This is a genomic window from Paenibacillus sp. AK002, from assembly GCF_053903045.1.
Genome location: NZ_CP096377.1, coordinates 4,509,413 through 4,533,597 on the forward strand (window position 1 = coordinate 4,509,413; position 24,185 = coordinate 4,533,597).

Genomic DNA, 24,185 nt, shown 5'->3' on the forward strand with positions numbered 1-24,185 from the left:
ATTTGGCCTGTATAGAAGCACAGAACCCATTCAGATTCATATAAATGGTCAGCCGGCACATACCATACCCTACCAACAACTGAGGCCGGATGTCAGTGAAGATTTGTACATATGGTATTACGAACGCCAGCCCGACATGCTAGAGAACAAGGACAAGGTTCATCTCACCGCGAGTGACGTCAACGGAAGTATAGTGGATCGACTTGACCTATAGGCCAAGTACAAAAAGACGCTCCCTTCTCCTGCCAAGCGGCAAGATTGGGGAAGCGTCTTTTTCATTGGTGTATTTTATATTCTAATCTTCATGCTGTTCCATGAACTCGGCCATCATCCGCTGTTTCACTTCCCAGACCTCTTCGCTCAGGTTCACGCGGTATATCTCCGGATTCAGCTTACGCAAATACTCGGGCCAGAACTGTCCCAGCTGTGCGTCATGATAGCTGCGGATTTCCTCCAGCTCCGGCAGTTCATACACCAATTCGCCATTCTGGAATATCGGTTCCAGCATGGACACCGCTTCAAAGTTCTTCACGTTTTTGCGCATGTAAGGATGCAGCGGATTAAACAGCTTCAGCTTACCGCTTTCCGGCGGCATCTCCTCTTCCGGGAAACAGATGTAATCGGCGATCGCTTTGCCGCTGCCCTTGGATATGATGCGGTACACGTCCTTTTTGCCGGGGGTGGATACTTTTTCAGGGTTGCCCGATATTTTGATGGTTGGTACCATCTTCCCGTCAACCTCCCGCTCCACCAGCTTGTAGACGCCTCCGAGCGCTGGCTGGTCGGCCGCCGTGATCAGCTGGGTACCGACGCCCCAAGTATCGACCTTGGCACCCTGTGCCTTGAGATCCAGAATTGTACCTTCATCCAGATCGTTGGATGCCACAATGCCTACATAGTGAAGACCGGCCTCATCCAGCATCTTCCTTGCTTGAATCGACAGGTAAGCCAAATCCCCGCTGTCCAGACGAATGGCATTCATCCGCTTTCCTTGGGCCTCCAGCTTCTTCGCCGTTGCGATGGCATGAGGAATCCCGCTCTTTAACGTATCGAAGGTATCCACCAGCAGTGTCACTTGATCCGGCATGACCTCGGCAAAAATATCAAATGCCTCCTGCTCGCTCCGGAAGGTCTGCACCCAGGAATGCGCATGCGTGCCTTTGGTCGGAATGCCGAATTTCTCCCCGGCCAGCATATTCGAGGTAGCATGGAAGCCGGCCAGATACGCTGCACGGGCTCCCCACACGGCCGCATCCGCTTCCTGCGCGCGTCTTGTGCCAAATTCCAGCAAGGTATCGCCGCCGGCCACCTGACGGATGCGGGAGGCCTTGGTCGCGATCAAGGTCTGAAAGTTCATGAAGTTCAGGAGCGCGGTTTCGACCAGCTGCGTCTCGAAAATGGTGCCTTCCACCCGAATGAGCGGTTCGTTCGGAAATACCAGCGCTCCCTCCTTCATGGAATCAATATTCCCTTGAAACCGGAAGCGGCGAAGCTCCTCCAGAAATTCAGGCTTATACTTCTCTTCCTGTTTGGCCAGATACGCGATATCCTCATCCGAGAAACGCAAGGACTCGATATAATGCACGATCCTTTCCAGTCCGGCAAAAACGGCGTACCCGTTACCGAACGGCAGCTTGCGGAAATATCCCTCAAACACCGCACGCGTACGATGAGAGCCGTTAATCCAATGCGCATACATCATGTTGATCTGGTATTTGTCCGTATGTAGTGCTAATCCTGCTGTCAGCATCACGATCATCCTCCAGTATGACCCGGTTCATCCATGCCTCCGGGTAGTTCGAGCTGTCTATCGATTAAGAAATTCTTCGCTTCGCACAACGGCTGCCCCGAGACTGCCCTGAAAGTGGCTTAACGCCCACTTATGCCCCTCCGGGTTGAAGCTGGCAACGCCATCTTCATAGACCGTTATTTTGTATCCGTAATTATAAGCATCCACGGCGGTATGCAGCACGCAGATGTCGGTGCATACCCCCACGAGATCGACCTCGGTAATCCCTCGCTCCCGCAGCTTCTGGTTCAGATCCGTGCCGCAAAATGCGCTGTATCTTGTTTTATCCATCCAATAGATCGTATCCTTGCGATCCTCATAGACCTGCTGTAATTCGCCGTATAATTCCCGCCCCCGGGTTCCCCGGATGTTATGCGGAGGAAACAGCTTGGTTTCGGGGTGAAAAGCATCGTCCTGCTCATGCAGGTCAACGGCCATGACGACAAAATCTCCGCGATCGCTGTATAACCGGGTCAACTCTGCAATGGTCTTCTGAATGTCGATGGCGGGCTTCCCTACCGGCAGGTTACCATCCACGAAATCATTCGTGAAATCTATCACGATTAAGGCTTTCATCTGACACACTCCTCTACGACATGATTAATGTGATCGATAAAATAACAGCGGTTGAATCATAGACCTGCTACGTATAAATCGATAGCAGCGGCGCATGATCCGTAAATCGGTACAATTGGGCCGGACGTTGGGAATATTGGTTGGAGCTTAGCGGCTTGCCGTTCTCATCCCGCGCTTCTTCCAGTATCCCCTGCCTGCTGCGGGTCGATGTGATTTTACGGATAAAGTTGGGTTCGTTGAACTCGGGCACAACTGTCTGGATGACCTGGTATAACTCGCTCAGCGTAAAATGCTCCGGCAAAAACTGCCTGGCAATCGTCGTTTGCAGCATTTGCAGCTGAATCTTGCGGTAAGCATCCATCATAATATCCCTGTGGTCAAAGGCAAGCTCCAGCTCCTCCAGAGCTTCCGCCACCGTAAACAGGCCAACCTCTTCCGCGTCATCGGCAGCCTGGCGGTGCTCCAGCATCCACTCCTCTACGAGTGCATAGAAGGCATGGCTGATAATCCAGCCCCTTGGATCACGTCCCGGCGCGCTGTACACGCCCAAGTACTCCAAGTGTCCGCCGTCCACCCCGGTCTCTTCCTTCAGCTCCCGTTTGGCGGCATCGTAAATCGACTCGCTTTCACGGCAAAAACCGCCGGGTAGCGCCCACATGCCGGCACAAGGCCACGACCTGCGCCGGATCAGCATCACCTTAAGCTCCCGAATGGGCAGTGTCTTGGTAAAAGTCTTCCGTTCCCGCTTCGTCAGGGTAAACATCACGATATCGGCGGGCACACCGTCCGGTGTTCTGTATTTCTTGGCATTGCTCTTTGGCGCCTGTTCGCGATCCGTCATTTCCATCACCATAACTATTAATTTGATAATTTCATTATGACATATTTAAAAATGATGTCAAGGATTTCCTAGCCCGATCTCTATATAAGTTTACTATGCCCTATACATTCTCATTCTGTGCATGCCTTAACAAGAACAGAAAAGGTGCGGAACCATTCCGCACCTCGTTTCCTTTAACCGCAGCTGCTTGGCGGCGTATCTTTACCTGTTTCCACGTTCACTTTTTCCGAAACGGTATCGTGAATCACGGACACGACCAGCTGAAGGAGATAATTAATGTCGCTCTGACTTTGCTGGAACTCCATCACGAGCGGAATGCCGTCGATCTCCTCCTGCAGTTCTTCGATCTCGCGTTCGATTTTTGCCACCATGTCCTTGTTCTGGAACGTTTCAAAAGCCACGATTTCTTTTTGCTTTTTCTTAATGGTTTTGATCAGGTTTTGGACCCGTTCGTGATTCTGGATCTTCTCTTCCGCTTGCTTAAACATCTGAACTTCTTCGCTTGTGGATATCAAATCCGCCAGCTCGCCGGCTTTCGCCAGAATATCGTCGCGTATAATCAATTCACGCGTATTATAAGTGGACATACCGTAGGTGTTGATACGAACATGATCATGTGCCAAGGTTCATCGCTCCAATTCTTCATCATCTATATGGGTATATGCAGGCATGGATCCATTGGGTAACGGTCTATGCTGCATTGGCATGCTTCTTGCCCCTCCATTATACCGCATCTGAGGCAGGAATCGCGTCCGGGATCATATCCCCTTTGATATACCAGGTCTTCGTATCCGTGATCCGTACATTCACAAAGCTGCCTACGAGGTCCGTCGAGCCTTCAAAATGCACTAGCTTGTTCGTGCGCGTGCGTCCGGACAGCATGGAATCATTGTTCTTGCTGACTCCTTCAACCAGCACCTCCACCGTAGATCCAAGCAGCCTGTCGTTGCTCTTGCGGCTGTATTCATTAATGGCGGCATTCAAGCGCTGCAGACGCTCGCTCTTAACCTCCATCGGCACATTATCCTCCATCACCGCTGCCGGCGTTCCTTCGCGCGGAGAATAAATAAAGGTATACGCGGAGTCATAACCTACTTCCCGTACGAGGGACAGCGTCTCCTCAAACTGCTCATCGGTTTCGCCGGGGAAACCGACAATGATGTCAGTGGTGAACGCTACATTGGGAATCGCCTTTTTAATCTTATGGGCCAGTTCCAAATACGTCTCGCGGGTATATTTCCGGCTCATTTTCTTGAGCACTTGCGAGCTTCCCGACTGCACCGGCAGATGAATATGCTCCACCAGGTTGCCGCCCTTCGCCAGCACCTCGATCAGATGATCGTCGAAGTCCCTTGGATGGGATGTCGTGAAGCGAACGCGCGGGATATCGATTTTGTGAATATCATCCATCAGATCGCCGAAGCGATACTGGATATCTTCAAAATCTTTGCCGTACGCATTGACGTTTTGACCGAGCAGCGTAATTTCCTTATACCCTTGACGGGCCAATTCGCGAACCTCCGCAATGACGTCCTCCGGTCGCCGGCTGCGTTCCTTGCCGCGGGTGTAAGGGACGATGCAGTATGTACAGAATTTATCACAGCCGTACATAATGTTGACCCAGCCGCGGAGACCTTCCCTTTTCTTCGGAAGATTCTCGACAATGTCGCCTTCCTTGGACCACACTTCAACCACCATTTCCTTGCTGAAGAGCGCTTCCTGAATCAAGTGAGGCAGACGATGTACGTTATGCGTGCCGAAGATCAGATCCACGAAGCCATGCTTTTGGAGAATTCGATTCACGACCGATTCTTCCTGCGACATGCAGCCGCAAACCCCAAGCAGCATATCCGGCTTTTCCGTCTTCAGATGCTTCAGGTGGCCGAGTTCGCCAAACACCTTGTCCTCCGCATTTTCACGAATGGCACATGTGTTAAGCAAAATGATGTCCGCCTGCTTGCGATCCTCGGTTGCCCGGTAGCCCATCAGCTCCAGCAATCCCTTAATCGTCTCGGAATCATGCTCATTCATCTGGCATCCGTACGTATACACGATATAATGCTTGCCAGCCCCGATGCTTCGGAACTCCTCAGGCAGCTCGGTATCGTACAGGACTTCGACACTCTGTTTGCCGCGTTGTTTTTCCTGTCTATGATTAGGCTCCGAAAGAATGTTGATTTCCCGGCCATTGATGCGAATTCTCTTCCCGTGTTCATCTTCCGAGAGAACTTTGGCTCCTGAAAAATCAAAATACTTGGAGTAGTCCTTACTTTCTTTCGACATGCTAGGTCACTCCTTAGATCCGCAAAATCTCTGGTTTACATGACAATATTGCTTAAATAGGCACTGTTTTAAATTATATCATGATCTTTATGCCTAAGCTACCACCCTGGTGCTATTAGAGCGTTCCTTGGCCGTTGATTTTCTTCTCCCATGTTCGGCAGCACGCCGCCCGTAAACTTGGAATTTCCAAAAAAGAGCCTGGCATCGATGAATCGATCCAGGCTCTTCTTGACTGCGAACTTGTAAAAGTTGCGCATGCGTGACACATACAGTATGTTCTTATGGCTTTCTATAGCCGCGGATTAATCAATAATTTCAGCAGTATCTCCGTTTTTGGCGCCGGCTGCGTTGGCTTCATCGGTATCGATGTGCATGTCGAGCGCAAAATTGTCGGATACGCGGGCAATGACGTTCTCCAGCACGAGGCCGCGTTCGCCGCCTAGGCGCACTTTGAGCAGGTCCTTGTCCTTAATGCCCCACTGTTCCGCATCGGATGTATGGAAGTGAATATGACGAGCGGCCACGATGACACCTTCGTCCACCGTTACTTCACCTGCCGGGCCTTTAATCGTGATTCCCGGGGTACCGGCAATGTTTCCGGATTCGCGCACGGGTGCTTTCACGCCGATGGCAAAGGAATCCGTACGGGAAATTTCCAGCTGGGTTGCAGGACGCGCAGGTCCCAAAATTCTTACTTTATCGAATTGTCCCTTCGTTCCAATGACCGCTACCGTTTCGTTGGCCGCGAATTGTCCTGGCTGGGACAAAGGTTTGAACTCTGTAAGTTGATATCCAGGGCCGAACAATGCCTCAATATGCTCTTGGGTTAAATGAATATGGCGGGCGGATACACCCACAGGTACAGTTTTACTCATCTGTCTCACTCCTTGTTTTTCTCTATATGCTGTACATGCCATCACCTATTATACTCTCTATTACCCAAAAATAAAAAGGCAACCCGCGTGTTTCAGGCCGCCTTCTTTCGTTTCTTGAACGATCTGCAACAGGATTGTCATAGTTATCCTCGAATCCAGGATGTTATGCGTCATGTTCATCTTCTTGAACCGGCGATGAAGGCAAATGCTGTTCAAGAAAACGCAGCGGATTATCCGACATCCAGCCCTTGACCATCGATTCGGAATAAAACTTGAGCAGCAGCTCTTGAAAATCCGGATACCGGCCCGGATGCTCCAGCCCTTCGATCCATTGATCGATCCCGTCGAAATCCGACCCGAATATGATGTGCTTCTCTCCGCCCAGCTCACAAATCTTTTCGATGTGCGGCAGGACGTCCTCCGGCTTCACGCGCTCGACACCGCTGCGGATAAACCAGGGCACAAACGTGATGCCGATCATGCCGTTTAACGCTATCAGTGCGCGTATCTGTTCATCGCTCAAATTCCGGGGATGCGGGCAAATGGAGTACGCATTGGAATGCGAGGCAATGACGGGCCGCTGAGTCAGCTCCGCCAGTTCCCAGAAACCGGCCTGGGACAGATGGGACACATCCAGAATGATGCCTGTTCTATGACATTGCTCGATCAGCTGACGTCCCCGTTCCGTAAACCCGCCGTTTCGCTGCTCCAGTACGCCATCCGCTGCCCAGTTGGCATAATTCCAGGTAACTCCCATCAATCGTACGCCCATATCAAATAAAAGCTGAACGTAATACAGATTGCCCTCCAGCCCGTCAACGCCTTCCAGCGACAGCACGCCGTACCGCTCCGTCTTGCGTTGTCTCATCTCTCGGACTTGTTCCCGCCAAAGCAGGGGCTTCAGATGACCCGCGTTCACGATGCGGCTTCGGTATACTTCCAGTTGGGCCAATACGCGTTCAAAGGAGGGCCTCCCGAATTTCTCCGACAAGAACACAGCGAACACCTGAAGCGCCAGATCCCCCTGCTCCAAATGCTGCAACGTTACGTCCAAATGCGGGCCGTCCACAAAAGAGGCTTTGGGATCTTCCCACATTTTGCTCAAAGCATCGCAGTGAAAATCAACCGTCCGCATCGCGGCGCTCATCTCCCTTCTGACCTGTCACAGCAAAAAGCCTGTTTACGCTTAGCAGAGTAAACAGGCTCATCCTCAACATTCGAAATTTATCTAGGTTCCACGATCAATTTAATTGCCGTCCGGTCTTCGCCATCAATCACAATATCCGTAAAAGCAGGGATGCATATCAAATCCACCCCGCTCGGTGCTACAAATCCCCGGGCAATTGCTACCGCTTTAATGGCCTGGTTCAGTGCTCCCGCCCCAATCGCTTGCAGTTCCGCTCCGCCCCGCTCCCGAAGAACTCCAGCGAGCGCCCCTGCAACCGAATTAGGATTGGATTTTGCTGAAACTTTTAATACTTCCATGGTAAGTACCTCCCCTGGGAATGTTGAGTGATGGTTTGCTTCCGCTTACTAGATGTTATTCGTGAGAGGGGAAAAAATTCCTGCTTTTTACCATCCGTACCTAATTTAATTAAACGGATTTTGACGCTTTTAATCCATTCGCCATTCATCTTCGTACATGCGGATTTTTTGGATCTTCCGGGCTTTTCCCGTCTCCTCATCCATGTCCACGCATACAGCGTGGAACTGCCATTTGCCTTCGTCGACCTGGAAACGGGCAGGAAGCTGGGTCTTGAATTTATACATGACCGCATCGCGCTGCATGCCCAGGATGCCTTCCTTGGATCCCACCATCCCGGTATCCGTAATGTATGCCGTTCCTCCCGGGAGTATGGTATCGTCATTGCTCTGGACGTGGGTGTGCGTGCCGACCACCATCGAGGCACGGCCTTCCAGATGCCATCCCATGGCAATTTTCTCCGAGGTCGCCTCAGCATGAAAATCCACAAGGATGCATTTATGCTTTTGGCGCAGCTCATCCACGATGTCATCGGCGGCCCGGAACGGGCAATCAATGGCTGGCAGGAATGTCCGTCCCTGCAAATTCACGATCGCCAGCTGTTTGCCGTTCGCTTTAATGACGGTGTATCCGCGGCCGGGTGTGCCGGGCGGGAAATTCGCCGGGCGAATCATGCGCGGTTCGTCGTCGATAAATTCAAAAATATCCTTGTTATCCCACGTGTGGTTTCCCAAGGTGATGCCATGAATGCCCCAATTGAAAAATTCATTGGCTATGGCCGAGGTGATGCCGCGGCCTGAAGCCGCGTTCTCCCCATTGGCAATAATGATGTGCGGATTATATTTGGACTTCAGCTCGGGAAGGGAAGCTTTCAGCGCCTTGCGTCCTGTGCTGCCGACAATGTCTCCGATGAATAATACTTTGATGTCAATCACTCCTTCAGGGGAGCCTGTCCTATCCTGTCCTGACTTGATCCCAGGCAGGTCGGTTCCCGATTCATGGATAGTCCGATATGTATTTTCGGATATCTTAAAGATAAAAAGTGGCCGGAATGCGGCCACTTTTTAAGGTCCAAACTCTATTTCGCGTAATCGACCGCACGGGTTTCCCGGATAACGGTGACTTTAATATGACCCGGATAATCCAGTTCATTTTCAATCGTTTTGGTAATGTCGCGTGCCAAGCGGAATGCTTCGGCATCGTCGATTTTTTCCGGCTGTACCATGACGCGAACTTCACGTCCTGCTTGAATGGCGTAGGATTTCTCAACACCTTCAAAGGATTCGGAAATTTCCTCGAGCTTCTCAAGACGACGGATGTACGTCTCAAGCGTCTCTCTGCGTGCTCCCGGTCTGGCAGCGGACAATGCGTCGGCTGCACCCACCAGCATGGCGATAACCGAAGTTGCTTCGCAATCACCGTGATGAGAGGCAATGCTGTTGATAACCACCGGATGTTCCTTATACTTCTTCGCCAGCTCCACGCCGATTTCAACGTGCGATCCTTCCACTTCATGATCCAGCGCTTTACCGATGTCATGCAACAGTCCTGCCCGTTTCGCAAGCACGATGTCTTCGCCCAGTTCGCCGGCCATCAGGCCAGTCAAATAGGCCACTTCCATGGAGTGTTTCAACACATTTTGTCCATAGCTCGTACGGAATTTCAGTCGACCCAAAATTTTGATCAAATCCGGATGCAAACCGTGTACGCCAACCTCGAAAGTGGCTTGTTCTCCATACTCGCGAATGCGTTCGTCCACTTCCTTGCGGGATTTCTCCACCATTTCTTCGATACGAGCCGGATGAATCCGTCCGTCCGCCACGAGCTTTTCCAAAGCCGTACGGGCAATTTCACGGCGAATCGGATCAAATCCGGACAGAATGACAGCTTCCGGAGTATCATCGATAATAAGGTCAATCCCTGTAAGGGTCTCAAGCGCACGAATGTTTCGGCCTTCACGTCCGATAATCCGGCCTTTCATTTCTTCGTTCGGCAAGGTGACAACAGAAACTGTGGTCTCAGCTACGTGATCAGCCGCACAGCGTTGAATAGCCAGCGTGATGATCTCGCGTGATTTCTTATCTGCTTCTTCCTTCGCCTGCTGCTCGATTTCTTTGATCATCTGAGCGGTTTCATGACGAACTTCTTGCTCAACATTGCTGAGAATGATGCTGCGGGCATCCTCCATCGTCAGGTTGGAGATGCGCTCCAGTTCTGTCGTTTGCTTCTTGTAAATGGCATCGATTTGCTGCTGGGTTTCCTCTATTCGTTTCTCTTTGTTCGCCACTTGTTCTTCTTTACGTTCCAAAGATTCTATTTTTTTATCCAGCGACTCTTCCTTTTGCAACAATCTGCGCTCCTGCCGTTGAATTTCATTCCGGCGCTCGCGAGTGTCTTTTTCAGCTTCGGCTCTGATTTTATGAACTTCGTCTTTAGCTTCGAGAACCGTTTCTTTCTTCAATGCTTCTGCTTCCTTCTTCGCACTTTCGACGATCTGCAAAGCGGCATGCTCGGCACTGGAAATTTTAGCTTCTGCAAGGGATTTGCGAATAAAATAACCGAACCCAAAGAATATAGCGGCTACAACGAGAACGATTACGATCCACCAAATGGAATCCATCTGATCACCTCCTCGTTGGTTCCTCCAAGGCATTCCTTGGGAAAATGTGCAATTGTCAGGTTACTCATTCATACATAAAATTTTCCGGCAGTGGAAGCTGCCGTCCATACTGCGCACGCCATAATGACCGTACGCAAATCCCGCCTTAGCCAGCGGAATACATTTCACTATGAATTGGCGATTTAAGAATCTTTCACAAAGTAGTCACTTTTTTGGAAGGAAAAAGGATTCTAATTTATGATAAAAAGATTCATATTTATTTTAGTATTTATAAAAAGATATTGTCAAGGGAAAGCAATGGGTAAACGTCAGTTTCATCCAGTGAAACCATTTCTTTAGCGAAAAAATGCGCACCTGCTTGCGCTTTATTCAATATCATACGGCTCTTCGTCCCATTCGCCTTTCTCCTGCTCCTCTTCAATCAGAAGTTTGAGTGCCTGACGCACAGGCTCTCCCCCGAACCCCCTACGCATTAAATATGCTCCGGTTTTACGTTTGCGATCCAGCAGCTCCCCCTGGGTTTGCTGCCATTTTTTTCGTCCCACGGCCAAGCAGCTCTCCAATTCCGATTCTGCGCTGATCTCGCCCAAAGCCTCCGAAATCAGCTCGGTGCCGATCCCCTTCTGCCTCAGCTCCTGCTTAACCCACAGCCGTCCCTTCTTATGGCTGGTCATGCGCTGCTCTGCCCACATCTTAGCGTACAGCGCGTCATCCAACAGCTTGTCCTTCTCGAGGCGTTCCAGCGTCGTCTCCACGCTGCCGGGCTCGAACCCCTTTTGCTGCAGACGCTGCGTGATCTCCTGAGTCGTCCTAGGTTTCCGAGCCAAATGATTCAGCGCTTCCACGTAAGCCCGCTGCCGCTCATCTGCCACGACAATCTCCAGCAGCTCTTCCTTGCGAAAAACATTTCCCTTTAACATGCGATATTTAAGCATCACGTCTTCATGAACGGTCATAAGGTACGGACCGAACGCGATTTGATACCGGTGTTTGGGCTTTTTCAGCATTTCGACAGAAGTTATGACCAGATCCTCGTCTTCCGGAAAATGTCCAATTCCCGAGGAATCCGCCTGCCCCGACATTTCTTTATTCTCTATATCCATACGACGCTCCCTTCACTGCTGCACGCTTCTCGACACATCGTCAAGACCAATGATTCGGCAGAAATAAATGCAAAGAAGACCGTCTGGCGTTACCCACACCGGACGGTCCCAAACACTGTCATCGTTAACCAGCGATTTATTACTCTACCTTAAACAACTCTTGCTCTTCCAATTGCTCTTGTTCCTTCTCCTTGTCGGAAGGCTCAGGAACAGCCGTCGTCAGATTACTCGCTTCACGGATCTTGTTCTCGATCACGCTTGCGATCTCCGGATTCTCCTTCAAGAACTGCTTCGCATTCTCGCGGCCTTGACCAAGACGGTCACCGGCATAAGAATACCATGCTCCGCTCTTATCCACGATATCCAGCTCCGTACCGATATCGATCAGGCTTCCCTCTCTAGAGATGCCTTCGCCGTACATAATATCAAGCTCGGCCTGTTTGAAAGGTGGAGCTACCTTGTTCTTAACAACCTTAATCCGTGTGCGGTTACCCACCACATCGTTGCCCATTTTGATGCTCTCAATTCGACGCACGTCCAAACGAACCGTGGAATAGAACTTCAGAGCACGTCCGCCTGGGGTTGTTTCAGGGTTACCGAACATAACGCCAACCTTCTCGCGAAGCTGGTTGATAAAGATGGCAATCGTTTTCGACTTATTGATGGCACCCGACAATTTACGAAGAGCCTGGGACATCAGACGGGCTTGCAGACCTACGTGGGAATCACCCATGTCGCCTTCGATCTCGGCTTTCGGTACAAGCGCGGCAACCGAGTCAATAACGATGACATCGACGGCTCCACTCCGTACCAGAGCTTCCGCAATTTCCAGCGCCTGCTCGCCCGTATCCGGTTGGGAGAGCAGCAATTCATCAATATTAACGCCCAGTTTGTTTGCATACGATGGATCCAGAGCATGCTCGGCATCGATAAATGCAGCTTGTCCGCCAGCCTTCTGAACCTCTGCGATGGCATGCAGGGCTACTGTTGTTTTACCGGAGGATTCCGGGCCGTACACTTCGATAATCCGGCCTCTAGGCAAGCCGCCGGTTCCTAAAGCTATATCCAATGCCAACGATCCGCTTGGCACAATCTCAACTTGCATATGGGTGGATTCACCCAGTTTCATGATGGAACCTTTTCCGAACTGTTTCTCTATCTGACGAAGCGCCATTTCCAGCGCAGCACGACGATCTGACAATTGTTCCACAACCCTTCACTGTTGATAGTCTTATCATACCTTGTTTTGACACGTTTGCCAAGCTTTTTTTCGAACATACATTCGTTTTTTTTATTCAACTCCCCTTCCCGTTCATGCTCCGAACCCTATGTATAAAGAACAAGAACCGTGGCAACATCAATCGATATGCCACGGTTCTTCCGTATTTCCCATTATACTTGCAACGGTTCCTAAATTCAAGAACGGCTATTTAGCAAGGTGTAAATTTTTTACTTTTCCAAATGCTCGGTCCCTTTTTCTCCACGAAGCCTAAGCCTGCTCAGACGCTACGAGACGCTGCCAAAGCCGGTATAGCAGCGCTTTGGTTGCGCGGAGCCGGATCGTTTCGCGGTTGCCTTGGAGGTTCAGCTCATGCACTTCCGTTTCTTTGCCCCTTTGGGACAATCCGATGTAGACCAGCCCTATAGGCTTGCGTTCCGCGTAACCCGGACCTGCCACGCCTGTCACCGATAAACCGAAGTCGCTGTCGGTTACCATCCGGACATGATCCGCAAGCGCTTCTGCAACCTCCGCACTGACGGCCCCCGGCGCATCGTCGCCCTCCAGCAGCGCATGAGGGATATGCACAAGCTTCTCCTTGATCTGGTTAGTGTAACAGATGATCCCCCCAAGAAACATCGATGCGCTTCCGGGAATGGAGGTCAGGGTCTCCGCTACAAGTCCTCCCGTGCAGCTCTCCGCCGCGCTCAGGGTCCAGCTTCGATCTGCCATCATGTCCACGATGACCTTTTCGATAGGCACATCCTCGTTGGCATACATAAATTCAGGCCCTCTCTCCTGGATCCTGGCCTCCAGTTCATTCAGTCGGACCATCGCGTCAGACTCGCTGGAGGCCTTCGTGGAGATGCGGACGGTGACCTCCCCATCCTTGGCATACAGAGCAATCGTCGGATCGGTCTGGGCCGTAATCAGGTCCTCCAGGCGCTGATCCAGCGCGGACTCCCCAATGCCCGCGAATTTAAGCATCTTCGAATAGATGGGAAGCTCATCCGTGAGCACATGCTGCAGAAGCCAAGGCTTGGCCTCCTGCTCAAACATCGGCATCAATTCTTTGGGCGGCCCCGGCAAAACGATATAATGAGTGCCTTCATAGGATACCGCGTTCCCGACGGCGAGGCCTGTCTCGTTCGGAAGCGGGGTTCCTCCCTCGATGGCGAGAGCCTGGCGCCGATTGTTCTCGGTCATGACGGATCCCCGCTCATGAAAGAAGCGTTCAATCCGGTCCATGGCCATCCGGTCGATATGCAAGGAACGATTTAGAAAGGAAGCCAGCGCATCCTTCGTCAGATCGTCCTGCGTGGGACCGAGACCGCCGGACAGGAGTACAATATCGGCTCTGCTGCTGGACAGGCGCAAGGCCTCCTTGAGCCTGTCCAGGTTGTCCCCGACAACGGTTTGATAGTACACGTCGATCCCCATTGAAGCAAGCTGTCTGGACAAATACTGTGCATTGGTATTCACGATCTGTCCGAGGAGAAGTTCTGTTCCAACTGCAATGATTTCTGCTTTCATGATTCATCGATCCTCCCGTATCTTCTATCTCTTCGTTAGTAGCTGCCTTCGTTATTCCTTGCCCGGCGGAAGAAAAAAGCAATAGGATGGCTCCTATTGCCGTTATGCCCCGGTACCTTTGAGAAGGTGCCTGTTCTGGACAAAATATTCGATTCCCGAATAGATCGTAATCAGCGCGGCAGCCCAGATCGCAATGACATCAAACGGAATCCCCAAAAATACAAACGGGAAATTGTTGATCAGAAGCGCGACAATCGCCACGATCTGAATCACCGTCTTGATTTTTCCGGATTGACCTGCTGCGACTACCGAACCTTCCAGAAGCGCAATTTGTCTCAAGCCAGTCACCGCAAATTCCCTGCTGATGATGACAACAGCAATCCAGGATTCGCATTTTCCCATCTCTACAAGCGATATGAGTATGGCCGCAACCAGCAGTTTGTCCGCCAGCGGATCCAGAAGTTTACCCAGATTCGTCACCATATTGTTTTTCCGGGCCAGATACCCGTCAATCCCGTCCGTGCTTGCAGCAAGTATGAATATCAGTGCCGCAATCAATTGGTTATAGGGCAGGACAAAATCATTCCACACAATGGGATCCGGGTAAAAATCAAAATCCACCAGCAGGAAAATCATCATGACAGGGATCAAGCAAATGCGGGCCAACGTGATACGATTGGGTAAATTCATGGGGCAACCTCCCTTGCAACGGGTTGTCTTGTTAACTCGGCAGACCCTGCAGCGGTTATCCTTCTGCATTTCATCAGGGTCGCTCTTCCCAAGAGCCTAAAGGGTTTGAAGCGTGCATCGCTGTCTGTCATTTTCATCCCCCAGTAATCTATGTATACGTTAATCCTTATATATCGTTTTTTAGTATAATATTTCCGTTGACGCCCTGTCAAAAGAAACAAACCAGCCGAGCCTACCCGAAATTGGAGCCTCATTGCTTGGAGGAAGAGGAGCGTTTATTTAAAATTGGTGAATTGCAGATCCAAGGAAAGGTCCGCTTTGCGAAGCAGCTGCATGATCTGCTGAAGATCATCCTTGCTTTTTCCGGTTACCCGAATCTGGTCTCCTTGAATCTGGCTCTTGACCTTCAGCTTGGAATCACGGATCAAAATATTGATCTTTTTGGAATTTTCCTGGTCAATTCCTTGCTTCAAGGTCAGACGCTGACGGACGGTACCCATGGAAGCCGGCTCGATCTTACCGTACTCCACATTTTTAAGCGACAAGCCCCGCTTCACCATCTTGGTCTGCAAAATATCGATAACGGCGTTGAGTTTGTACTCGTCATCGGAGGCAATGACCAGCGCGTCCTTGTCCAGCTTCAAGCTGCTCTTGCTGCCCTTGAAGTCAAAACGGTTTTCGATCTCGCGCTCCGCTTGATTAACCGCATTGGTAAGTTCCTGCATATCCATTTTGGATACGATATCAAATGAGCTTTCTGAAGCCATGGTGAATCCTTCCTTTCATTTGGCGATAATGCTTCTATTATAGGTAAAACCGAGAGACAAGTCTAATCCTGTAAGGAATCCGCGATGGATCAGGAACGAAAAAGACTCCGCTTATCGCCAACATCATCCGGCGAAAACGAAGCCCGCTCCCTCAACTGCTAGCTTTCTCATCATGCACCGGACGGCGGAACATACTCAGTATGCCAAGTAAAATATGTGCCAGCCCAAAGCCTAATATGCCATACCCCCAGCTGCTCGGAATCAAATAATAGCCCAAGAGGCTGACGATAACGCCTAATCCGAATATAATCCAATTGACCGTCACAGAGCATCACCTCTTTCGGGAAGTGAAATAACAGCATGCAGCTGCATGCTGTTATGATGACCTGGAGGACAGGCAATTATTCGAAGTCGGTGGTATCCGATGTATCCGTAGTATCCCCGGCACCCGTGTTATCCATGGTGCTTGCGGAACCATCGGCCGGCTCCAGCACGATGCGCGACGTGGACTTGCCATCCGTTACGGGCTGGCCGCCAACCGTAATGGTCGTTGCGGCGGAATTCCCCGATTTCACGAAGAGTCCCTGGCTGTCCATGTCAAAGCTCAGCGAAGCACCGTTCTCGAGCATTTGGAAAGCCAGCTTCTCCCCGGAAGTATTGTTGCCGCGGTATACCTCGACCCAGCTCTTGCCTTCGCTCGTGGCCACGATCTCAACCTTCACGGACGAGCCCGATACCTTAAATACGGTGTTCTTGCCTTCCGTCCGGTCCTGCGTCACCGTAGCCGTTCCAGGCGTTGAATCACCCGGTTCATCGATGTCCGTTCCATCCGTCCCGTCTGTGCCATCTGTTCCGTCCGGGGCGTCTGTTCCTTCCCCGTCCGTGCCTTCGTTAACCGTGCCGTCCGGGGTGTTGTCGCCGCCCTGCGCTCCGTCGCCTGGCGTCACGGGATCCGTGTTATCCGGAGTTTGCGGGTTCTGCGCCTGATCGGTCTGAGTCTGATCATTGTTGCTGACCGGCGGTTCGTCCTTAGGCTCATTCGAATTGATGGCCACCAAATATATGACAACAACGATCAGGATCGGGAACGTCCACATCAGCAGCGTAGGCAGCCATTTCATGTTCCGTTCGGCTGTCGGTCTGCTGGCGCGCTTTTGAATAACCGGCTCCATGGTTGCTTCCGGTTCGGATTTAGGAACATCCTGTTTATGCCCTTCAAGCAGTTCGTCCGGGTCAATCCCCACCGCTTCCGCATAGGTTTTGATGAATGCCCGCACGTAAAAACTGCCGGGAAGTACTTTGTAATCCCCTGCCTCGATGGCTTCCAAGTATCGCTTGCGTATTTTAGTCATTTCCTGCACATCATCAAGGCTCATCCCTTTTTGCAGACGCGCCTCCCTTAATTGCTGTCCCAGTTCGGACATGCCATCACCTCCTACTTTAGAATTTCGTGGTCAAGGTCAAACAAAAATATTACAAATCGTCACTATAAGAGCCCGTGAACGTATCATAAACGATTTCCTCTTCCGGATTGTTTCGCAATTCGATGATAATGTCGAAATCATCGTAGGAATATTCGGATTCGCGAACAAAGATATCGGGATGCTCGATCACCTTCGTGCTCTCCATCCCCATGATATCCTGCAGGAGCTGATAGTGGCGTTCATTGGATCGAATCGTGCTCACAATGCCGTCAATGATAAAAATGTTGTTCGTATTCATCTCGTCCTCTGAGAGTTGACTGCGAATGGTTTGACGGAGCAGCGTAGAGGAAACAAAGGTCCAGCGCTTCATCGCGCAGACGCTGCCGGCGATAATGGACTCGGTTTTGCCCACGCGGGGCATTCCGCGGAGGCCGATGACCTGATTACCTTCCCTTTTGAACAATTCACCCAAAAAATCAACAAGTAAACCGAGCTCATCACGCGTAAAACGAAACGTTTTACGATCATCCGAGTCCCGGTCGATATATCGTCCATGACGGACAGCCAGAATATCCACCAGTTTCGGGGGCCTCAAGGCTGATACCGTAATATTTTTCATTTTGTTTAACATTTTACCCATCAGAACAATTTTTTCTTCGTCATCCGTCTCGAGCAGCATTCCGCGGGTTTGTCCTTCCACGCCGTTAATGGTCAGTATGTTCACTTCGAGCATACCCAGCACGGATGCAATGTCACCGAGCAAACCGGGCCGGTTCTTATGTATCTTATATTCCATGTACCATTGATTCGATTCCACAAAGACACCTCTTTGCACTTCTTTTCCATCAATATTCGACAAATTCCAGCGAAAATTGCACGCAAAAACAGGTCAAATGAAAAATGGGTCACGTTAATGATATATAAAATAAAAATGAAAGGCAAGTATTAACGGTGACATGAAAATTACATTCTTTTTTCTTGACAAAAAGCCCCCATTGTCGGGGGGCTTTTTGTTAATGGATTATGCGTTGTTCTTGGCCAATTTCACCATCAGACGCGCGATAACGTGGCGTTCTTCCTCGTTACCTACATCCCACAATTCTTTCAGTGCACGGTTGGATGAGTTTTGCGGATCAACCTTCTCGTCGAGGAAATCACCGATCTCATAAGCCAGCTGGGAAATAGTGTCTTCACTCATACCCGCTTTCTCGGCTTGAACGACGCGCTCGCCCAGGAATTTCTTCCAGGAATCAAAGTTTTTGATTACGGATGACATGAATTAAATCCTCCTTTTGCGTGGTGGCAATTCAGATTTAAAGTAACAATAGTAATATGTCCCCGTAACCAATACCTTATGAGTGGTGAATTGCACCACGAACGAGATCTAGGTCACCCATCCTCCGTTCGGGCTGATCACTTGCCCGGTAATGTAGCCCGACTCGGGCAGCGCCAAAAAATACACCAGCGACGAAATCTCATCCGGCTGTGCCAACCGGCCGACCGGAATTTCATCCTCCAGCATGCGAATTTCATCCGACTCCAGATGCCCCAACATGGACGTATCGACCGCACCGGGCGCCACGGCGTTCACCGTCACGCCAGACGGGGCAAGCTCCTTCGCAAGAGCCTTCGTAAAGGCGTTAACGCCGCCTTTGCTTGTCGAATACAATACCTCGCAGGAGGCACCGGATAACCCCCAGATCGAGGATACATTGATGATTCTGCCAAAGCGCCGGGAAACCATGCGCCCCATAAAGGCCTGGGAACACAGAAACGTCCCACGCAGGTTAATGGACATCAAAGTATCCCACTGCTCTTCCGTCACGTCGGACAAAAGCCCGTAATGGGACACGCCCGCGTTGTTAACCAGAATATCCGGCTCCATATCATGACTCTGCAGTTTCTCTTTCATCCGCAATATCTGCTCTTTGTCGCGCAGGTCGGCGGATACGGTTAATACCTTGGCTCCATAAGCCATGCAGCGGCGGGCTACCTCGTTGGCCGCTTCGTGCGAATTCATGTAGTGGATGACCACATTCATGCGGACCGAGGCAAAGCGTTCGGCGACAGCCGCCCCTATGCCTCTGCTCGCACCCGTAATCAATACCGTCATTTCCCCGATCGGCTTCAATTCTCTTCCCATGCCTTGCTTCATTACGGACTCACAACGATCGATACGGCCAGTTGGTTCCAATCGACATGCTCCTGCAGGCGGCGGTTGACATCCTCTAGGGTGATGGATTCATAAACCGGCAAAACGTTGAAGAAATCGGCGCCGCGGAACTGATAGCGAGTAAATTCATGGGCAATGTTTTCCGGGGAATTGAGCATGCGCAAATATCCGCCCATTTTCTTCTTGCGGGCCCGTTCAAAGTCCGAGGCTTGGAATCCGGCTGCCTTTAGCTTATCCACCTCGGTGCGGATGCGTTCCAGCAGTTGATCCGGATCCTTCGTGTCCCCGCCAACCGCGGAGAACGCATACTGAGGCGAGCTGTTATATTCATGGCCGAAGCTGTCGGAGATCAAATCCTCATCGTACAGCTTCTGATACAACTCCGTACTGGAGCCAAACAGGAGATCCATCATCAGCTTGGTCGTCAGGTCGCGGCGCAGCTGCTCATCGGCCGATAAACCGACCTGCTTCTCCTTGAAGCCGAACAGGCATTTCGGCAGCGATACGGCCAGGCGGCTCTCTCTCCGCTTCTCTTCGACTCCCTGCGGCTCCGGATCGAATAAACGCTCAATGGAACCTTGCTTGTCGTACGATTTTCGGGCTTGGTTCGATCGGATCAGGTTCATCGTTTCCTCGGGATCGACGCCGCCCACCACGAACAGCAGCATGTTGCTCGGATGATAGAACGCATTGTAGCACGTATACAGATCTTCCTTCGTAATCGTTCCGATGGATTCCACCGTGCCGGCGATGTCGATATGCACCGGATGCACCTTATACATCGCTTCGATCAGTCCGAAGTACACGCGCCAATCCGGGTTGTCTTGATACATATTGATTTCCTGGCCGATGATCCCTTTTTCCTTCTCCACGTTCTGGTCGGTAAAATAAGGATTCTGCACGAAATCGATCAGCGTCTCCAAATTTTCATGAATGTTCTCCGTGGCCGAGAAGAGGTACACGGTCTGGTCAAAACTGGTAAAAGCGTTCGCCGAGGCGCCATTGGAAGCAAACTTGGCAAAAATGTCGCCTTCCGGCTCCTCAAACATTTTGTGCTCGAGAAAATGCGCAATTCCGTCGGGAACCCGGGTCTCGGACTCGCCTTGGACCTTGAAATGGTTATCGACCGAACCGTACTTGGTTGCAAAGGTCGCATAGGTTTTCTGGAAGCCGGGTTTAGGCAGCACATACACGTGCAAACCGTTATCCATCACTTCGTAATACAGCGTTTCCTGCAGGTTGTCATAATGAATGCTCTCCACCGGCTATTCCTCCTTTTGACCTTTCAGGAAATAGATCGTATCCAGGGAAAATGCCGAAGCCGCCTGCTTCACATCGTCCACTGCAATGCCCTCGACCTGCTTCAGCAGCTCATCCGGCGTACGTTCCCGTCCCGACAGCGTGCGGTTAAAATCATACGCAATCATCTCGAAGGCCGAATCCTGCATTTCTTTGATCACGTTGCGGATCATGGCTTTCGTCTGGGTCATTTCGATGTCCGAGATGGCACCCTTGGCCATGTCATCGAGCTGCTGGCGAATGATGTCGACCGCCTTCTCGAAATTTTGAACCTCGATCCCGGACTGGATGGTAGCAATCCCTTTATGACCGTCATATCGGGAGGAAGCGTAATAGGCCAGGCTTTCCTTCTCCCTCACGTTAACGAACAGCTTCGAATGCGGATAACCTCCCAAAATCCCGTTGTACAGAAGCGCAGCGGCATATTCATCATCTCCGTACGTAATCGTGCTTCGAAGGCCCATGTTGAGTTTGCCTTGATTAATGTCCAGCTTCTCCACGACCGTCTGCGTCTCGTTAGCGGCCGTCCGCGTGATAGAAGGAACATAATCCCGGCTTTCCGTCCGATTCAGTTTAAAATGCTCCTCGACGAGCGTCTTCACCTCATCCAGACTCGTATCGCCAACCACGTACAAATCCAAAACGGACTCTTGGAGCCATTTCTGATAAGATTCATACAAGCCCTCCGGCGTGATGCCGTCAAGGTCCTTCCGCTCTCCGAGCGGATGCAATCGGTACGGCTCGTTCTTGCACATAACCTCAATGCAGCGCTCAGCGGCATAACGGATCTTATCGTTTACGATAGACTCCAGCTTCTTGCGGACCGTGTCGCGCTCGGTCTGCACGTAAGATTTGCGGAATGCGCCATTCTCTAGCACAGGCTGGGTGAATGCCTCGCCCAGAAAAGCAAATGAGGAGCGCAGCAGGCTCTCAGGGCTCTTAACAAAAGAGTCATTGATCGTGTCCATGCGGAAGTGCACGATCTGATAATCGCCGCGCTTATACACGTCAAAACCAAATCCGGCGCCGTACAGCTGCTCCAGCTGCTCGCGGAATGCTCTGGTTTCCGGGTAAGAGACCGTCCCTCTGCGCAGTACAAATGGCGTAAGCGCGGTCGAGGTCACGGTTTCCTCTGCTAACGGGCTTCCGGCGTAAAGCGATATCGCAAATGTCTTGAATCGGTTTGTCGGCAACACGTGAATCCGTATCCCTCCGGCAGTACCGTGTTCAAATTCCGTTTTCGTCAAGGTCCATATCCCCTTACATCATGGATTGTCGTTGCCATAATTTACTTCATAGATAACTTTCATTCTAACCCATCGCAAAGTGAAGAAGCAACCGAAGACAGGCCCCGGTTGCCGTTGGTTGAGCTACATACAGAAGATATGTTGACCGATGGTTTTGACTTGAGGACGCGTCCAAATCCATGGCGAGGTGGCTGTTTTCGGATTGAAGTAGTACAAGCATCCTCCTGTAGGATCCCAGCCGTTCAGCGCCTGCTCCACCGCTTTTCGCGCCTGGGCGTTCGGCTCCAGCCATATCTGGCCGTCAGCGACCGCGGTAAATGCTCTCGGCTCGAATATAACCCCATGCGGCGTGTTGGGGAAGCTTGGCGATTTCACACGGTTGAGAATAACGGCCGCTACGGCGACCTGTCCTTCAAACGGCTCTCCCCGCGCTTCGCCGTAAACGGCATTCGCCATGATTCTCAAATCATTGTCGGACAGGCCCATAGTATTCGATGAGGCTAAGTTGTTATTCCCTTGATTAGTACCGCCGCCGTTTCCGCCAGCACCGGCCGCTGCACCTCCGCCTTCATGAAGCTTCGGAGCGGTCGGACGGAAATCCTTGGTTGCGTTATACAGTTTCAGTTTGACCTTCGGCCCCACGATGCCGTCCACCTTCATGCCGAACTCGGATTGGAACCACTTGACGGCGCCTTGGGTCTTGGAACCGAACACGCTGTCGATTTTGCCGTGATAAAAGCCTAGATACTTCAGTCGCCCTTGCAGCTCATACACGTCTTCGCCAGTGGAACCGAATTTGATGGTCTGCTGGCTAAAGGTCGGCAAAGCTTCCTGTAGACTCGAACTGTGATCCGCTTTCAGCCTTCCCTGGGCGAAGACGACGGCAGATAACAGTATCGCAATGCTGATCAGAATCCAGATTCTTGAGTTTTTCATGCTGCGCTCTACCTTTCTCTTGTGGTTTAACAAGCCTCGCTACCGTTATTATGACAAGCCTGCCAATATCCTATGCACCTATTCCCTGAGACGGCATGAGCGCAGAAGATCCTATAAGCGCAAAGAGAGCTGCTCCTATGAGGGAACAGCTCCTTAAATGTTCTGTATCAGTTGCAGCGTTCAAACACGCTTTCATCCGTCGCTTCTGCCTAGCTCTACGCACGCCATGACCAACGCTCCGACGCCATGAAGGTCATTTTCGCATTGCTGCCTTTCCACATAATGCTTGTAATCGCCTACGCCCGTGCCGATGCAGATTTGGGGCATGACCAAATTTCCCTTGTCATTGCGATATACGGATTGGACCAGGCCTTGATATCCCTGTCTTGCATACGTCATAAAAGAAGGATCCAGATAACCCAAACGGACTCCTTTTGCCAAGGTATAGGTGAAAAGACTGGAGCAGGAGGTTTCGAGCCAATTGTCCTCCCGCCCCCCTTTGTCCACTACCTGATGCCACAGACCGGTAGCCGGATCCTGATAACGCACCAGCGCTTCGCTTAATTCACGGAGCGCGGCAGCCAGCTCTTCCCTCGCCGAATGATGCTCTGGCAGTAAATCGAGGAACTCGACAAGCGACAACGCATACCAGCCTATGGCGCGTCCCCAAAATTCCGGAGATTGCCCGCTGACCGGATCCGCCCAGGGCATCGTTCGGCTCTCGTCCCAAGCATGATAATACAAACCGGTAGCCTCATCCTTGGTATGGGAGCGCATCAGCTTCTCCTGGAACAATACCTCGTCAAATAAATGCGGCTCGTTATACTGCCTCGCATAGTTCATCGTAAATACGCCGCCCATATACAGTCCGTCCAGCCACATCTGGTATGGATACCGGTCCTTATGCCAATAGCCGCCTTCGGTGGTCCGGTTCAGCGTGGACAGCAAGCGGAGCAGTTTATCCGCTGCGGCCCTGTAGCGGTATTCGGGAAACACAGCATCCAATTCCATCAGGAGCAGGCCCGCTTGAACGGAATCCAGCTCCCCCCGCTCCAGCAGCAGGTTGCCGTTAGCGTCCACCAGATGATCAACATAGCCTTTGATATAATCCAAAAACTTGGCGTCCCCGTTAAATTTCCACAATTGAGACAACCCAACCAAAAATACGCCCTGATGGTAATGCCACCTGCCTGCAGGCGGAAGCTGCTCGGGCGAATACGTTTCCATGATCGATTGGCACGCCTTGGTGGCGAGTTCTATTGGTGACAAGGCGGACTGTGCCTGCTGCTGTACGGGATTGGACATACGTGCTCCTCCTCTTTCTAAT

24 protein-coding genes are annotated in these 24,185 nt (G+C 51.2%); all 24 read right to left on the reverse strand.

The window, feature by feature from the left end:
* Nucleotides 1-295 precede the first annotated feature (295 nt).
* Nucleotides 296-1,750 carry a nicotinate phosphoribosyltransferase gene (locus M1D70_RS19945; RefSeq protein WP_009590462.1) on the reverse strand — a complete coding sequence of 485 codons (1,455 nt, stop codon included), beginning with the start codon at nt 1,748-1,750 and terminating at the stop codon, nt 296-298.
* A 57-nt stretch (nt 1,751-1,807) separates the two neighbouring features.
* Nucleotides 1,808-2,365, reverse strand: coding sequence for a cysteine hydrolase family protein (locus M1D70_RS19950; RefSeq protein ID WP_015736271.1), 558 nt, complete (start codon nt 2,363-2,365; stop codon nt 1,808-1,810).
* Between the two features lie 67 nt (nt 2,366-2,432).
* Nucleotides 2,433-3,218: an NUDIX hydrolase gene (locus M1D70_RS19955; RefSeq protein ID WP_456287759.1), complete on the reverse strand. Its 786-nt coding sequence runs from the start codon at nt 3,216-3,218 to the stop codon at nt 2,433-2,435.
* Nucleotides 3,219-3,379: 161 nt separating this feature from the next.
* Nucleotides 3,380-3,829: a RicAFT regulatory complex protein RicA family protein gene (locus M1D70_RS19960; protein WP_456287760.1), complete on the reverse strand. Its 450-nt coding sequence runs from the start codon at nt 3,827-3,829 to the stop codon at nt 3,380-3,382.
* Nucleotides 3,830-3,929: 100 nt separating this feature from the next.
* Complete coding sequence (gene miaB / locus M1D70_RS19965) at nt 3,930-5,489, reverse strand: tRNA (N6-isopentenyl adenosine(37)-C2)-methylthiotransferase MiaB (protein WP_009590463.1); 1,560 nt, start codon at nt 5,487-5,489, stop codon at nt 3,930-3,932.
* 302 nt (nt 5,490-5,791) lie between these two features.
* The gene (gene pduL / locus M1D70_RS19970) at nt 5,792-6,364 is read right to left on the reverse strand and encodes a phosphate propanoyltransferase (protein ID WP_009590461.1); all 573 of its coding nucleotides are present in this window, start codon (nt 6,362-6,364) and stop codon (nt 5,792-5,794) included.
* Between the two features lie 163 nt (nt 6,365-6,527).
* Complete coding sequence (locus tag M1D70_RS19975) at nt 6,528-7,499, reverse strand: dipeptidase (RefSeq protein ID WP_456287761.1); 972 nt, start codon at nt 7,497-7,499, stop codon at nt 6,528-6,530.
* 89 nt (nt 7,500-7,588) lie between these two features.
* The gene (locus M1D70_RS19980) at nt 7,589-7,849 is read right to left on the reverse strand and encodes a stage V sporulation protein S (RefSeq protein WP_006211249.1); all 261 of its coding nucleotides are present in this window, start codon (nt 7,847-7,849) and stop codon (nt 7,589-7,591) included.
* A 129-nt stretch (nt 7,850-7,978) separates the two neighbouring features.
* Entirely contained in the window at nt 7,979-8,782 is an 804-nt protein-coding gene (locus tag M1D70_RS19985; protein ID WP_009589304.1) for a TIGR00282 family metallophosphoesterase, read from the reverse strand.
* A gap of 143 nt (nt 8,783-8,925) precedes the next feature.
* On the reverse strand, nt 8,926-10,467 hold the full coding sequence (gene rny / locus M1D70_RS19990) for a ribonuclease Y (protein ID WP_456287762.1): 1,542 nt from the start codon (nt 10,465-10,467) through the stop codon (nt 8,926-8,928).
* Between the two features lie 365 nt (nt 10,468-10,832).
* On the reverse strand, nt 10,833-11,570 hold the full coding sequence (locus M1D70_RS19995; protein WP_456287763.1) for a regulatory protein RecX: 738 nt from the start codon (nt 11,568-11,570) through the stop codon (nt 10,833-10,835).
* Nucleotides 11,571-11,709: 139 nt separating this feature from the next.
* Nucleotides 11,710-12,771, reverse strand: a complete 1,062-nt coding sequence (recA, locus tag M1D70_RS20000) for a recombinase RecA (protein ID WP_015736279.1) — start codon at nt 12,769-12,771, stop codon at nt 11,710-11,712.
* Nucleotides 12,772-13,059: 288 nt separating this feature from the next.
* Entirely contained in the window at nt 13,060-14,322 is a 1,263-nt protein-coding gene (locus M1D70_RS20005; RefSeq protein WP_456287764.1) for a competence/damage-inducible protein A, read from the reverse strand.
* 102 nt (nt 14,323-14,424) lie between these two features.
* On the reverse strand, nt 14,425-15,012 hold the full coding sequence (gene pgsA / locus M1D70_RS20010; RefSeq protein WP_009589313.1) for a CDP-diacylglycerol--glycerol-3-phosphate 3-phosphatidyltransferase: 588 nt from the start codon (nt 15,010-15,012) through the stop codon (nt 14,425-14,427).
* 275 nt (nt 15,013-15,287) lie between these two features.
* Complete coding sequence (locus M1D70_RS20015) at nt 15,288-15,779, reverse strand: YajQ family cyclic di-GMP-binding protein (RefSeq protein WP_009589306.1); 492 nt, start codon at nt 15,777-15,779, stop codon at nt 15,288-15,290.
* Between the two features lie 151 nt (nt 15,780-15,930).
* Nucleotides 15,931-16,104: a hypothetical protein gene (locus tag M1D70_RS20020; RefSeq protein WP_009589315.1), complete on the reverse strand. Its 174-nt coding sequence runs from the start codon at nt 16,102-16,104 to the stop codon at nt 15,931-15,933.
* Nucleotides 16,105-16,180: 76 nt separating this feature from the next.
* A complete protein-coding gene (locus M1D70_RS20025) occupies nt 16,181-17,203 on the reverse strand; it encodes a RodZ domain-containing protein (RefSeq protein WP_456287765.1) in 1,023 nt (340 codons plus the stop codon).
* A gap of 49 nt (nt 17,204-17,252) precedes the next feature.
* On the reverse strand, nt 17,253-18,020 hold the full coding sequence (locus M1D70_RS20030; protein ID WP_009589314.1) for a DUF3388 domain-containing protein: 768 nt from the start codon (nt 18,018-18,020) through the stop codon (nt 17,253-17,255).
* A 204-nt stretch (nt 18,021-18,224) separates the two neighbouring features.
* Nucleotides 18,225-18,479 (reverse strand): DUF3243 domain-containing protein, encoded by a 255-nt coding sequence (locus M1D70_RS20035; RefSeq protein WP_009589302.1) that lies wholly within the window; start codon nt 18,477-18,479, stop codon nt 18,225-18,227.
* Between the two features lie 108 nt (nt 18,480-18,587).
* A complete protein-coding gene (ymfI, locus tag M1D70_RS20040; protein WP_456290470.1) occupies nt 18,588-19,358 on the reverse strand; it encodes an elongation factor P 5-aminopentanone reductase in 771 nt (256 codons plus the stop codon).
* Nucleotides 19,358-20,638: an EF-P 5-aminopentanol modification-associated protein YfmH gene (yfmH, locus tag M1D70_RS20045; RefSeq protein ID WP_015736283.1), complete on the reverse strand. Its 1,281-nt coding sequence runs from the start codon at nt 20,636-20,638 to the stop codon at nt 19,358-19,360. Before yfmH ends, ymfI begins: the two co-directional genes overlap by 1 nt.
* 3 nt (nt 20,639-20,641) lie before the next feature.
* The gene (gene yfmF, locus M1D70_RS20050; protein ID WP_009589320.1) at nt 20,642-21,922 is read right to left on the reverse strand and encodes an EF-P 5-aminopentanol modification-associated protein YfmF; all 1,281 of its coding nucleotides are present in this window, start codon (nt 21,920-21,922) and stop codon (nt 20,642-20,644) included.
* Nucleotides 21,923-22,045: 123 nt separating this feature from the next.
* Nucleotides 22,046-22,858, reverse strand: a complete 813-nt coding sequence (sleB, locus tag M1D70_RS20055; protein WP_009589318.1) for a spore cortex-lytic enzyme — start codon at nt 22,856-22,858, stop codon at nt 22,046-22,048.
* Between the two features lie 192 nt (nt 22,859-23,050).
* Entirely contained in the window at nt 23,051-24,163 is a 1,113-nt protein-coding gene (locus M1D70_RS20060; RefSeq protein ID WP_456287766.1) for a glycoside hydrolase family 88/105 protein, read from the reverse strand.
* Between the last annotated feature and the right edge of the window lie 22 nt (nt 24,164-24,185).